The organism is Enterobacter hormaechei subsp. xiangfangensis, assembly GCF_001729785.1.
Classification (GTDB): Bacteria; Pseudomonadota; Gammaproteobacteria; order Enterobacterales; family Enterobacteriaceae; genus Enterobacter; species Enterobacter hormaechei_C.
In genome coordinates this window covers 105,484-119,167 of sequence record NZ_CP017183.1, presented here as the reverse complement: position 1 = coordinate 119,167, position 13,684 = coordinate 105,484, and the positions used below count along the sequence as shown (strand labels likewise).

Below are 13,684 nucleotides of genomic sequence, written 5' to 3'. Positions count from 1 at the left end.
ATCCGGTACTACTGCCCTACCGGGGTTTCGCGTTCTGACGTCATGTCATAGAGCTGATATTTACGGCCTAACATCTGGCCGCCATCACGCGTGAGAGGCGTCCACGAGACCACCGCCCGGTTGCGATTTGGGCCGATCGTCATCAGATCAAGCGGGATCGAGATGTAGAAGCCTTTGCTAAAGCCACCTTCGCCATAATCCTCTTTCGAGACGTTGGTCAGCGCCGCCCAGACGCCTACCGTCACGCCGCTGTCGAATCGCTTCGCGACGTCGAGGGTGGCGCCTTTATCCTTCGCCAGGTACTGCCCGACGCTCAGCTTCATTAGCACACTGTTGAGCTTCGCCGGGTTCCAGTAGGCGGTGATAAATCCGGTTGGCACGCTGTAGTCGGTGAAGCGCATCATGTCGTCCCAGTCGCGCTGCTTGACGTAATTCGCATCCACGCCCAGCGCCCAGTCGCTATCCAGCGGGCGCCAGAGCGCCTCTGCTCCCACGCCGCCGTACATGGTTTCGAGGTAGCCGCCATAAATCTGGGCATAGAAGCCGTTCCCCAGCGCATCGACATAGTTGGCTTGTAAGTTGTTGATGTAGACGTCATTGCTGACATAATCGCGAATATGGGTTCTGACGCGCGGCAGGCTGGAGTCAGCGGGAAGTAGCGAGGATTTGAACTTGTCGTAGTTGTTATAGAGGTTGGCGAACACGCCGCCGTCGAGCAGCAGACGATCGGTCAGCCAGTAGCTGGCGCTGGCCATCACCCCCACCTGGAACATATAGAAATCTTCCGGACCGCCCAGCGACTGCGCCAGCGTCGGTTTAACGCTGTAGCTGAAGCGATCGGCGCGAATACGGTAGCCACGCCCGAATGCTGTGGTATCCACAGGCTCGACGCGCTGCTGCCTGAGCGCCTCCTCCTGGCCGAGCGGCTGCCCCGCCAACTGTTTGCGCAGGCTGGCGACATCGGTTTGCGTCGTGACGAGCGGCAGATGATCACGCTGCTGGGTGATAGCGATCGTGTCGACCCCGTCGGGCAGGTTATTGATCAGAATACGGTTGGCACGATCCACCGCTTCGCGCGGATCGCGATAGCGATACTGTTCGCCGGTCATGTATAAGGTATTGCCGTGCTGAAGGATCTCCGGCGCATCGAAGCCTGCGTTGTACTTAAGCGCGGTGAGCTGGTTCGCCGCAGAGGTATAGTCCAGCGTCTCGCCTGCCGGTGCCGGTTGCCAGGCCGGTTTCGGGTTATCACGCAGCGCGGGGCGCAGGTCGTTAAAGTTGGTCCGCAGGGTGAAGCCAAACATCAGCGTATTGCCGCGCTCGTAGCTGAGGTTGAGATCGGCCCAGTCGGCAACGCGATAGACCGCCCCCACGTTAATATGGCTCGACTGCTTAATGGAGCCGGCAAAATCATCGGCATAATTGTTGCCGTCATACTCAAGCTTCAGGCGCAGGGGCTGCCAGGGCGTCTGATACTGGAGGCCGCCAAACAGAGACGCCGGACCACGAAACATATCGCTAAAGCTGATATCTCCGGCATCATGCGACTCGCCGCGGGTGCAATACTTATTGTTGTCATGGCAAAGCGGGTTACCCACGTTGTCGCTATTACCGGGATATCCCCAGGCTATTCCAAAGGTAAAATCGACCGGTCCGGCCATTTTACTGGCAACCAGATATTCACCATCGAACAGGCCGGTGCCTGCAATATCACGCTTGCCGAGCGCCACCTGCGGCAGGCTATAGTCCTCTTCCCACAGACGAACTTTAAAGTCGAACGACTTATCCTTGTAGCTTTGATCACCGCTGAAATCCTCGTCGCTGCTGTATTTACGGGTGCGGACGTCGGTATAGCGAATTGTCCCTTCCAGCCACGGGAAGAGCACGACCGAAGAGGAGTAAAAACGGTACTGGTTGTTATCGCGGTAGTTGACGCTGAATTCCCCTTCCCGGCCAAAGCGCGCGTCGGGCATTTGCATCAGGCCGGTGCCGCCAAAATCGGACTGTGACGGTCCGGTCGGATCGGGCCAGGTACGCAGCTCCGCGTGGCAGGCAGAAGAGATCGCCAGAGCAAGGCCGCTCAGTAAAAAAAGTTTGTTCATCAGTCAGGTATCCGCCGCGTCAGGAGCGCAACGATTTGCTCATTCAGACCGGTAAAATCGTCCGGTACCGCCCGGGGATCAAACCCCACCCACAGAACAGCGCCCGGCTCTGCTTCAATATGGCGTGCGTTCCAGTACGCCACCGGCGCAACAACCGTACTGCCGTCAGGATCGATAACGGTTACGTTATTCCTGTCGGCGCCGGCCAGCCGCAACTGCCCCTGTAAGTAGTCCCGGATGCTTGCGCCCGGTCGCCAGGCCCGTTTCCCCGGCGTGACGACCGCCCCCATCAGCGTGACGGTACGGGGCGCAGGAGAGAGCCACAGATCGTAACGGCCCTCAAGGGAGCGATCGCCGCGGGCGTCGGTACGCACGGCATCTGGGTCGAGGCTGACAAACTGCCGCCCGACGATCCGCAGGGAGCGGATCTGTGCAGCGACAGCGCGAATGGTCGCGATCCGCTCGTCATCGGCGCGATTCTGCCAGGCTGAAAGCGACGCCAGCACCTGCTGTTGCGTCTGTTGCGCGCGCAGCGTGGCGGAAGGGGTTGCGATGACAGCCCCCTGCCACCAGACGTTGTTCAGCTGCGGCTGGGTGACCAGCCGGGAGAGCGTATCAGCCGGTTCAGCAGACCACGTTTTGCCCGGCTGATGCACGGTAACGACGCTTGCGCATAAGGCGGACAGGCTGAAGAGAGATAGCCCTACGCCAGGTAACCATTTTCTGAGTCTGTTCATGGGGCGGGCTTCAACATCGTCATGGCGACAGGGAATACGCCCGCGCCGAGCATCTGTTCGCTCTGGCGTACCTGGCCGGTAGCGGAATCAATCCAGAAGGTGTTATGCCAGCGACGATCGAGGCCGTCGGCCTGCACCGCCTCCTGCCAGACCTGACAACGTAGCGTGTTTCCGGCAAGGGTCAGGTTTTCCGTCCCGCTCAGGGAGAAGCGCGAGGTCAGGTGTGCGGAGCGATACCGCCCCTCTTCCTGCCAGCGCACATCACGCGACCACTGGCTGCCGTCGCGGAGCTGCGGCGTGTGGCGCAGCGGATCGTGCTCAAGATTGGTTACCTCAAGCAGGTTATAAGGAAGCTTGAGCGTGTGGATAAGGCGACCGTTATGCGTGACGATCATCGCATTATCCTGCGATAACCATTTACTGTTTCCCTGTTCGATGTATCCGAGAACCACCAGGATCCTCGGGCCATTATCCAGTCGCAGGTACATGGTTGAGTATGGGAGCGCCTGAATCTGCCCGTCCGTTACCGTCACATCCTGGCGCCCGTCCAGACTGGCGTTAAAGGTCTCAATAATGCTCTGCTGGCTCGGCGTACACCCCTGGATCAGCAGAGTCACGATGAGCAGAATAAACAGTCTCACCAGAAATCCTTGATTAAATAACATTGAAATCAATCAAATACCCGGCTTTGATATCGACGCCGGGTCAAGTCGTTGCGCTGTTCAGCGCAAGGCTATATCGCCTTGCGCACCAGCCTTAGCGGGTAACTGTCGTCGTGGAAGTACCATTGCTTGAGTCATCGCCACTGTCGCTTGCCGCGACAACGGCTAACGTCGCTACGCCGGCAATCGCAGCGGTGGTGACAACAGCGGTTGTCCCAATCGCCCCTGCCGCCAGTCCCCCCGTAGTGCCAGCGGTAGTTCCCACCGTTGCTCCGGTTGTTGTTCCGGTTGTTGCTGCGCTGGTGCTACCTGCTTCGGTGGTAGCGCCTATAGCAGGCAAGGCAGTCGCCAGCGTGAGTGCCGTCAGCACTGTACAAAGCGTCCTTTTCATTTTTGGTCCTCATTCAAATGAAGGAAAATATGAGCACCTGGAAACCAGGTCCCGGTTAACGGGCATAAAGCCCGGGGCTGAATTCCGGCCCGACAGGGACGGAAAATCATCCATGTAAAAGCCCTGGGCTCTGAACACCAGCGCATATAAACCGCCAGGATATATTTCGGTACCCTTAATTGCTTCAATTGGAGTTCAGATAGTTAACTCCCTCACGGGGTGCAAAAAGAAAGGAAAACGCAGAAGTGATGCAAAATGCACCCCAGCGGTAACTACCTTAAAAATTTTGGATAAGATAATTCTTATAATAATTTGACGCAATGATTTCCGTCAGAATAAATATGACCAATTGTTAACCAGAAAAAACTCAATATATTATTAATTAAACATTTAACCAACTGAAATTAAAAGCAAAACCACGTCAAGCAAACAGACTACATCACCTATAACGCCTTCATTACCGGCTAGTGTTCTCGATTAATAATGATTGAGATCAATTAAACCAACCTCTCGAGAAAAATAAAAACACAAGCAGAGTAAACCCTGAAATCAGGATCGGGAATAATATTTCCTCAAAATATATTTATCATGAATAATTCATTTATATTCATAATTACTGCGTATATAAACCGCGTCTCATAAATACGCTATTTCACGGCAGCGAAAATGTTTTCCTCCCTCGCCAGTCTGTTCAGGAGCGCATGCAGATTAAAATCCACCGATGTGCTCTGCGGCCAGCCACTTTGCCAGGGCATCAATCTGAGGCTGATGCAGCCAGTTTACGATCTGGCGGGCTTTCTCCTGCCCGACACCCGGTAGCAGCCGCCACTCCGCTTCGCTTCGCTGAATCAGCGCCTGCCAGGTGCGATCCCCTGCCGCCTTGAGCGTCGACCGGGCCAGCGGTATTCCCATCGCGGTGATCCAGCGGATAAAAGGACGCTCCCGCGCCAGGTTAAACTGATGCCACAGCGCAGCGCCATGCGATGCCGATATCCCCGGCGTCGCGGTGAGCTGCGCCTGCGTGAGCTGTAGCCAGGAGAAGAGGTGCTCAAACCGATGCGCCTGATAGAGGGTCCGCCATCCTGATTCGCCCATACCTTCAATATCTAACGCCTGCCTGGAACTTAGCCACGTCAGCCGGGCAAAAAATTGCTCCATGCACTCCGGGGAGGCATAGAAACAGGTTAAGCCGTTATAGCGCGATGAGGGCGACTGTGGTTTACGGCGATCCACATTGCGCCACACCACGTTATCCAGCCGGGGAATACCTTGTCCCGCCAGGCTTACCAGCACCTGATCGCCGGGGGCAATATCCAGCCTCTGCCAGCGGTTAACTGACCCTAAGCTGACGCGCTGTACGTGTTTATCGTCGAGCATCAGCGGCTCAAGCTGCGCAATCGCGGTGATCCGCCCGGTACGGCCAACGGTAAAGTGAATCGCTTTGACTTCCGTCACCTGGGCCACAGGAAGGTATTTCCATGCGACGACCCAACTTCCTTCCCCCGGCAGCCACTCCTCGCCCGGCGGCTCTGCCGAGGCGCGGACCACGATGCCATCCGTGGCGAAGGGCAACGAAGCCTTAAACCAGGCCGTCCGCTGCGCTTCCACGTCAGCCGCGTTTTTAACCGGCAGGGTATAGCGCGCCGTCAGGGTAAAACCAGCCTCCGCCAGCGCGGAAAGGCGTGCTTTCATCACTTTTGGGCCGTTCGGCCAGGCCCAGATAAAAATGCCTGTCTGCTTCAGCGCTGCGCGATCGGTCGCGCGCATCATCGCCCCCGCTACCTTCGCACGCGCGTTCATCCCCCCCATCCGCTGCTGGATATGCCCCTCGCGCAGCAGAAAAAGTTCCCCCTGCAACACGCTGTTGGCAAGCGGCCCGGCCAGTGTTTGCGGAATAGCGGGGATCATTCGCGCCTGTGCCGTCCACTCTTCCCCCTGTAAGCCGTCGCCCCGGCTGATCGCCTGCGCCAGCTTGCCGTTTTTGTAGACCAGGGTGACCGCAACACCATCCACCTTTGGCTGTACCCAGAGATCCTGCTGCGTCGCCATCCAGCGGCTAAGCGCCTGCTTGCTTTCTACTTTATGCACGCCGGTATGGGCGAAGGGATGCTTCACCGTCCCGCTGGCGGCAGGGCGATCGTCGTGCAGCGGCTCATCGTGAAAACAGCGCTGCCACTGTTTTAAGCGGCCGTTAAGCCTGTCGTAAACGTCGTCGCTCACCTCGCTGCTGCCCTGCTTCCAGTAATCTTCATTCCAGCGGGTCAGCTGCGCCTTCAGGGCCGCGATCTCCTGCCCGGCTTTAGCCGGTGACCAGACCGGGCAGATAGCCATCGCCCCGCTGCTTAAGAAGATCATCAGTATGCTTATCCATTTCACCATTATTACCCCTCCCTGTTTTGCGAAGGGTATACCCTGCCCGGGAGCCGCAGACCAGCTGCAAAAATGCATTTTACGAGCGCGCTTCAGCGCATTGTTTTTGTTGCAGCAAAAGGAAGGTAAAAGCTGAAAACGGCACGCAAAATTTAATCATCCGGGGGAAAAAGTGTGACAAAGACTACGTCACACAGCGGCGACGTGTATAATAAGCCCGTATGTAGGACTTCTTCGTTAACACATACAAAAGACTCTCATGGCTCAAGGCACGCTTTATATTGTTTCTGCCCCTAGTGGCGCGGGTAAATCCAGCCTTATTCAGGCACTGTTAAAAACCCAACCGTTGTACGATACGCAGGTTTCTGTTTCTCACACCACGCGAGCACCGCGTCCGGGTGAAGTGCACGGTGAACATTATTTCTTTGTAAATCACGACGAATTCAGAGCGATGATTGGCAGAGACGCGTTTCTTGAACACGCAGAAGTATTCGGTAACTACTACGGTACTTCGCGTGAAACCATTGAGCAGGTTCTGGCGACCGGCGTGAACGTGTTCCTGGATATCGACTGGCAGGGCGCGCAGCAAATTCGTAAGAAAATGCCTGATTCGCGCAGTATCTTTATTTTACCGCCATCGAAAGATGAACTGGATCGCCGCCTGCGTGGTCGCGGCCAGGACAGCGAAGAAGTTATCGCGAAGCGTATGGCGCAGGCTGTTGCAGAAATGAGCCATTACGCGGAATATGATTACCTTATTGTGAATGATGATTTTGATGCCGCGCTGAGCGATCTCAAAACTATCCTTCGCGCAGAACGCCTGCGTATGAGCCGCCAGAAGCAGCGACATGACGCATTAATCACCAAACTGTTGGCAGACTGAACCCACTTTCAGTATCATGCCCAGTCATTTCTTCACCTGTGGAGCATTTTAAGTATGGCACGCGTAACTGTTCAGGACGCTGTAGAGAAAATTGGTAACCGTTTTGACCTGGTGCTGGTCGCCGCGCGTCGCGCTCGTCAGATGCAGGTAGGCGGTAAAGATCCGCTGGTACCGGAAGAAAACGATAAAACCACCGTTATTGCACTTCGCGAAATCGAAGAAGGTCTGATCAACAACCAGATCCTCGACGTGCGTGAGCGCCAGGAGCAGCAAGAGCAGGAAGCCGCTGAATTACAAGCTGTTACCGCTATTGCTGAAGGTCGTCGTTAATTAAACCTGCGGGTCGCCCTTGTATCTGTTTGAAAGCCTGAATCAACTGATTCAAACCTACCTGCCTGAAGACCAGATTAAGCGTCTTCAGCAGGCGTATCTCGTTGCACGTGACGCTCACGAGGGCCAGACACGTTCAAGCGGTGAACCTTATATCACGCACCCGGTAGCGGTGGCCTGTATTCTGGCCGAGATGAAACTCGACTACGAAACGCTGATGGCCGCCCTGCTGCATGACGTGATTGAAGATACCCCTGCCACCTACCAGGACATGGAACAGCTGTTTGGCAAAAGCGTTGCCGAGCTGGTGGAAGGGGTCTCTAAGCTTGATAAGCTGAAATTCCGCGATAAGAAAGAGGCGCAGGCCGAAAACTTCCGCAAGATGATCATGGCGATGGTGCAGGATATCCGCGTCATTCTCATCAAACTCGCTGACCGCACCCACAATATGCGCACGCTGGGCTCACTTCGCCCGGATAAACGTCGCCGCATCGCCCGTGAAACCCTCGAAATCTACAGTCCGCTGGCGCACCGTTTAGGTATTCATCACATTAAAACCGAGCTGGAAGAGCTGGGTTTTGAGGCGTTGTACCCGAACCGCTATCGCGTGATTAAAGAGGTGGTGAAAGCCGCTCGCGGTAACCGTAAAGAGATGATTCAAAAGATCCTCTCTGAAATCGAAGGGCGTTTGCAGGAAGCGGGCATTCCGTGCCGCGTGAGCGGTCGCGAAAAGCATTTGTACTCTATCTACTGCAAAATGGTGCTCAAAGAGCAGCGTTTTCACTCGATCATGGATATCTACGCGTTCCGCGTCATCGTCCACGACTCAGACACCTGTTATCGCGTGCTGGGGCAGATGCACAGCCTGTACAAGCCGCGTCCGGGGCGCGTCAAAGATTACATCGCCATTCCAAAAGCGAACGGATATCAGTCTTTGCACACCTCCATGATTGGCCCGCACGGTGTCCCTGTTGAGGTGCAGATTCGTACCGAAGATATGGATCAGATGGCGGAGATGGGTGTCGCGGCGCACTGGGCTTACAAAGAGCACGGCGGCGAAAGCAGCACCACCGCGCAAATCCGCGCCCAGCGCTGGATGCAGAGCCTGCTGGAGCTGCAACAGAGCGCAGGTAGCTCGTTTGAATTTATCGAGAGCGTTAAATCCGATCTCTTCCCGGATGAGATTTACGTTTTCACGCCGGAAGGGCGCATTGTCGAACTGCCTGCGGGCGCGACACCGGTCGACTTCGCTTACGCCGTGCATACCGATATCGGCCACGCCTGCGTAGGTGCCCGCGTCGACAGGCAGCCTTATCCGCTGTCGCAGCCGCTCTTCAGCGGACAGACGGTGGAGATCATTACCGCGCCGGGGGCACGTCCTAACGCCGCCTGGCTGAACTTTGTCGTGAGCTCAAAAGCGCGCGCAAAAATCCGCCAGCTGCTGAAAAACCTTAAGCGCGACGACTCCGTTAGCCTGGGGCGTCGTCTGCTCAATCACGCGCTGGGTGGCAGCCGCAAACTGGCAGAGATCCCGCCAGAAAACATTCAGCATGAGCTGGAGCGTATGAAGCTCGCCTCGCTGGATGACCTGCTGGCAGAGATTGGTCTCGGCAACGCCATGAGCGTGGTCGTGGCGAAGAATCTGCAACAAGGCGAAACGACAGCCGTTCCTGCCACCACGCAAAATCATGGTCACCTGCCGATCAAAGGCGCTGACGGTGTGCTCATCACCTTCGCCAAATGCTGCCGTCCTATCCCGGGCGACCCGATTATTGCGCACGTCAGCCCGGGTAAAGGGCTGGTGATCCACCACGAATCCTGCCGTAACATCCGTGGCTATCAGAAAGAGCCTGAGAAGTTCATGGCGGTCGAGTGGGATAAAGAGACGGCGCAGGAATTTATCACTGAAATCAAGGTGGATATGTTCAACCACCAGGGTGCACTGGCGAACCTGACGGCAGCGATTAACACGGCCTCGTCCAACATTCAAAGCCTGAATACGGAAGAAAAAGATGGCCGCGTTTACAGCGCCTTTATTCGCCTGACCGCCCGTGACCGCGTGCATCTGGCCAATATTATGCGCAAGATCCGCGTGATGCCGGATGTCATTAAAGTCACCCGTAACCGAAACTAGCATTATGAATTCAAAACGTTACGAGCGAATCTGCGAAATGCTCGCCAGGCGTCAGCCTGATCTGACGGTCTGCATGGAGCAGGTCCATAAACCTCATAACGTCTCTGCTATCGTCCGCACCGCAGATGCCGTCGGCGTGCATGAAGTCCACGCCGTCTGGCCTGGCGCACGTATGCGTACCATGGCCTCCACCGCCGCAGGCAGCAACAGCTGGGTATCAGTGAAAACTCACCAGACTATTGGTGAAGCGGTCTCGCACCTGAAAGGGCGTGGCATGCAGGTTCTGGCAACCAACCTCTCTGCTAAAGCCGTGGATTTCCGTGAGATCGACTACACCCGTCCGACCTGTATTTTAATGGGCCAGGAGAAAACGGGGATCACGCAGGAAGCACTGGATTTGGCCGATCGGGACATCATCATTCCGATGATTGGCATGGTCCAGTCACTCAACGTGTCGGTCGCCTCAGCGCTGATCCTGTATGAAGCGCAGCGCCAGCGTCAGAATGCCGGAATGTACGAGCGCAGCAACAGCATGCTGCCGGAAGAGGAGCAGCAGCGCCTGCTGTTTGAAGGTGGCTATCCGGTGCTGGCTCGCGTTGCGAAGCAGAAGAAATTGCCTTACCCCCACGTCAACGCGCAGGGCGAAATTGAAGCCGATGCCGAGTGGTGGTCCACCATGCAGTACGCGGGATAAATCATGAAAGGCCGCCTGCTGGACGCTATACCGCTCAACAGCCTGACGGGCGTGGGCGCGGCACAAAGCAGTAAACTGGCGAAGATTGGCCTGCACACCGTGCAGGATCTCCTGCTCCACCTCCCCCTGCGTTACGAAGACCGTACTCAGCTTTATAAAATTGGCGATCTGCTGCCCGCTATTTACGCCACCGTTGAAGGGGAAGTGCTGAACTGCAACATCACCTTTGGCGGACGCAGGATGATGACCTGCCAGATCAGCGACGGCACCGGTATTCTTACCCTGCGCTTTTTCAACTTCAGCGCGGCGATGAAAAACAGCCTTGCCACGGGACGACGCGTGCTCGCGTACGGCGAAGCGAAACGTGGCAAATACGGCGCGGAGATGATCCACCCGGAATACCGCGTGCAGGGTGATCTCAGCTCACCTGAGCTACAGGAGACGCTCACGCCGGTCTATCCAACCACTGAAGGCATTAAGCAGGCTACGCTGCGCAAGCTCACCGACCAGGCGCTGGAGCTGCTCGATACCTGCGCCATTAACGAGCTGCTGCCGCCGGAGCTGGCGCAGGGCATGATGAGCCTGCCAGAGGCGTTGCGCACCCTGCACCGCCCACCGCCAACGCTTCAGCTTGTTGATTTAGAGAGCGGTAAACACCCCGCCCAACGGCGTCTTATCCTTGAGGAATTACTGGCTCACAACCTGAGCATGCTGGCCCTGCGCGCAGGTGCGCAGCGTTTCCACGCGCAGCCATTAAGCCAGCGTGATGAGCTCAAAGATAAGCTGCTGGCCTCACTGCCGTTTAAACCCACCGGCGCCCAGGCGCGGGTGACCGCCGAGATCGAACGCGATATGGCGCTGGATGTGCCGATGATGCGCCTGGTGCAGGGCGATGTGGGTTCCGGTAAAACGCTGGTCGCCGCGCTGGCCGCTTTGCGCGCTATCGCCCACGGCAAGCAGGTGGCGCTGATGGCACCGACGGAACTGCTGGCCGAGCAGCACGCCAACAATTTCCGTAACTGGTTTGCCCCGCTGGGAATTGAAGTGGGCTGGCTGGCCGGGAAGCAGAAGGGCAAAGCGCGCCTTGCGCAGCAGGAGGCGATAGCCAGCGGGCAGGTGCAGATGATTGTCGGCACGCACGCCATTTTCCAGGAACAGGTGCAGTTTAACGGCCTGGCGCTGGTGATTATCGACGAACAGCACCGCTTTGGTGTTCATCAGCGTCTGGCGTTGTGGGAGAAAGGTCTGCAACAGGGCTTCCACCCGCATCAGCTGATCATGACCGCCACGCCGATTCCGCGCACCCTGGCGATGACGGCCTATGCCGATCTGGATACCTCCACCATCGACGAACTCCCCCCGGGTCGTACGCCGGTGACAACGGTCGCCATTCCGGACACGCGCCGCAGCGACATCATTGACCGCGTGCGCAACGCCTGCACCCACGAAGGACGTCAGGCTTACTGGGTCTGTACCCTGATTGAAGAGTCTGAGCTGCTGGAAGCGCAGGCTGCCGAAGCCACATGGGAAGAGTTAAAGCTCGCCCTGCCGGAGCTGAACGTCGGTCTGGTTCACGGGCGCATGAAGCCTGCCGAAAAGCAGGCGGTGATGCAGTCGTTCAAACAGGGTGAACTGCATTTACTCGTTGCGACCACGGTTATCGAAGTGGGCGTGGACGTGCCGAACTCCAGCCTGATGATTATTGAGAACCCGGAGCGCCTGGGCCTGGCGCAGCTCCACCAGCTACGAGGCCGTGTGGGCCGTGGCGCGATCGCCTCTCACTGCGTGCTGCTCTACAAAGCCCCGCTGTCGAAAACCGCGCAGATGCGTTTGCAGGTATTACGCGACAGCAATGACGGCTTCGTCATTGCGCAAAAAGATCTGGAGATCCGCGGCCCGGGTGAACTGCTGGGCACGCGTCAGACGGGTAACGCCGAATTTAAAGTGGCGGATTTGTTGCGCGATCAGGCCATGATCCCCGAAGTACAACGCCTTGCACGTCATATTCATGAACGCTACCCCGAACAGGCGGCAGCGTTAATTGAACGCTGGATGCCGGAAACCGAGCGGTATTCCAACGCCTGACGATCAGCCAAACATCGGCAGCATCAGGTAGAGCTTAATGACCAGCGCGTTGACGATATCAATGAAGAATGCCCCCACCATCGGCACCACCAGAAACGCCATGTGCGACGGACCGAACCGTTCAGTGATCGCCTGCATGTTTGCGATGGCCGTTGGCGTTGCCCCCAGTCCAAACCCACAGTGACCCGCTGCCAGTACCGCCGCATCATAGTTTTTGCCCATCATGCGCCAGGTAACAAAGATGGCATACAGCGCCATAAACACGGCCTGTACCGCCAGGATCGCCACCATCGGCAGCGCCAGCGAGGCCAGTTCCCACAGCTTGAGGCTCATCAGCGCCATCGCCAGGAACAGCGACAGGCTGACGTTCCCCAGCACGGACACTGCGCGCTCAAAGACGCGGTAGAAGCCCATCTGCGCCAGACCGTTGCTCAGGATCACCCCGATAAACAGCACGCAGACAAAGGTTGGCAGTTCGAAAGCCGTTCCCGCCAGCCATTGCGCAACGATTTTGCCCACGGTGAGGCAGATAGCAATCATGGCGATGGTTTCAATCATCACCAGCGAGGTGATACTACGGCCAACGTCCGGTTTTTCAAATGCGGTCGGCACCATTTCATCGTCTGGCCTGCCTTCCGGCGTGGTGGAGTGTTTCACCAGATAGCGCGCCACCGGGCCGCCAATCAGCCCGCCAAGCACCAGGCCAAAGGTCGCGCAGGCCATCGCCACTTCCGTTGCGTTTTCAAAGCCATAGCGTTCGATGAACAGCTTGCTCCACGCCGCGCCAGTTCCGTGGCCACCTGACAGGGTAATCGACCCCGCCAGCAGACCCATCAGCGGATCCAGCCCCAGCAATGACGCCATACCGATGCCGATGGCGTTTTGCATCAGAAGCAGGCCCACCACAACAATCAGAAACACGCCCAGCACCTTGCCACCCGAACGCAGGCTTGCGAGGTTAGCGTTCAGGCCGATAGTGGCAAAGAAGGCCAGCATCAACGGATCTTTCAGGGACATATCAAAATCGATTTCCCAGCCCATGCTTTTTTTCAGTACCAGCAGGGCCAGCGCCACCAGCAAACCACCGGCGACGGGTTCAGGAATGGTGTACTTTTTCAGAAAGGAAACACTGTGTACCAGCTTGCGACCAAGCAGAAGAACCAGCGTTGCGGCAACAAGGGTCGACAACGTATCGAGATGAATCATAAAAGGCTCCTGTTATGCGCGTATTCCATACACACGCGGCGTTATCCTGGGCCGGGTGATGCTCGTCATGAGCCGCCGGCGCGAAAAGTG

11 protein-coding genes are annotated in these 13,684 nt (G+C 57.0%); 5 read left to right on the top strand and 6 right to left on the bottom strand.

Annotated features, from left to right (window positions below):
• Nucleotides 1-8: 8 nt before the first annotated feature.
• The 5 genes from BFV63_RS00570 to ligB all read right to left on the bottom strand — a co-directional run bounded on the left by BFV63_RS00570 (nt 9) and on the right by ligB (nt 6,271).
• On the bottom strand, nt 9-2,102 hold the full coding sequence (locus BFV63_RS00570; protein WP_072163320.1) for a YjbH domain-containing protein: 2,094 nt from the start codon (nt 2,100-2,102) through the stop codon (nt 9-11).
• Entirely contained in the window at nt 2,102-2,839 is a 738-nt protein-coding gene (locus BFV63_RS00565) for a capsule biosynthesis GfcC family protein (protein WP_023323967.1), read from the bottom strand. Before BFV63_RS00565 ends, BFV63_RS00570 begins: the two co-directional genes overlap by 1 nt.
• Nucleotides 2,836-3,480 (bottom strand): YjbF family lipoprotein, encoded by a 645-nt coding sequence (locus tag BFV63_RS00560; protein ID WP_023323966.1) that lies wholly within the window; start codon nt 3,478-3,480, stop codon nt 2,836-2,838. The genes BFV63_RS00565 and BFV63_RS00560 overlap by 4 nt, the downstream gene beginning before the upstream one ends.
• 115 nt (nt 3,481-3,595) lie before the next feature.
• Nucleotides 3,596-3,892: a hypothetical protein gene (locus BFV63_RS00555; protein WP_022650140.1), complete on the bottom strand. Its 297-nt coding sequence runs from the start codon at nt 3,890-3,892 to the stop codon at nt 3,596-3,598.
• 708 nt (nt 3,893-4,600) lie between these two features.
• On the bottom strand, nt 4,601-6,271 hold the full coding sequence (gene ligB / locus BFV63_RS00550) for an NAD-dependent DNA ligase LigB (RefSeq protein WP_048241577.1): 1,671 nt from the start codon (nt 6,269-6,271) through the stop codon (nt 4,601-4,603).
• A 250-nt stretch (nt 6,272-6,521) separates the two neighbouring features.
• Here ligB and gmk point away from each other — a divergent pair, with 250 nt between their 5' ends.
• From gmk to recG, 5 genes are read left to right on the top strand one after another with little or no spacing between them, the layout of a single operon-like run.
• The gene (gene gmk / locus BFV63_RS00545; protein WP_006177710.1) at nt 6,522-7,145 is read left to right on the top strand and encodes a guanylate kinase; all 624 of its coding nucleotides are present in this window, start codon (nt 6,522-6,524) and stop codon (nt 7,143-7,145) included.
• Nucleotides 7,146-7,199: 54 nt separating this feature from the next.
• Nucleotides 7,200-7,475: a DNA-directed RNA polymerase subunit omega gene (gene rpoZ, locus BFV63_RS00540; protein ID WP_000135058.1), complete on the top strand. Its 276-nt coding sequence runs from the start codon at nt 7,200-7,202 to the stop codon at nt 7,473-7,475.
• Between the two features lie 19 nt (nt 7,476-7,494).
• Nucleotides 7,495-9,609, top strand: coding sequence for a bifunctional GTP diphosphokinase/guanosine-3',5'-bis pyrophosphate 3'-pyrophosphohydrolase (spoT, locus tag BFV63_RS00535; RefSeq protein ID WP_003860921.1), 2,115 nt, complete (start codon nt 7,495-7,497; stop codon nt 9,607-9,609).
• Between the two features lie 4 nt (nt 9,610-9,613).
• Nucleotides 9,614-10,303: a tRNA (guanosine(18)-2'-O)-methyltransferase TrmH gene (gene trmH / locus BFV63_RS00530; protein ID WP_003860922.1), complete on the top strand. Its 690-nt coding sequence runs from the start codon at nt 9,614-9,616 to the stop codon at nt 10,301-10,303.
• Nucleotides 10,304-10,306: 3 nt separating this feature from the next.
• Entirely contained in the window at nt 10,307-12,388 is a 2,082-nt protein-coding gene (recG, locus tag BFV63_RS00525) for an ATP-dependent DNA helicase RecG (protein WP_045897271.1), read from the top strand.
• A 3-nt stretch (nt 12,389-12,391) separates the two neighbouring features.
• Here recG and gltS read toward each other — a convergent pair whose 3' ends face one another.
• A complete protein-coding gene (gltS, locus tag BFV63_RS00520; RefSeq protein WP_006812438.1) occupies nt 12,392-13,594 on the bottom strand; it encodes a sodium/glutamate symporter in 1,203 nt (400 codons plus the stop codon).
• Nucleotides 13,595-13,684: the final 90 nt, after the last annotated feature.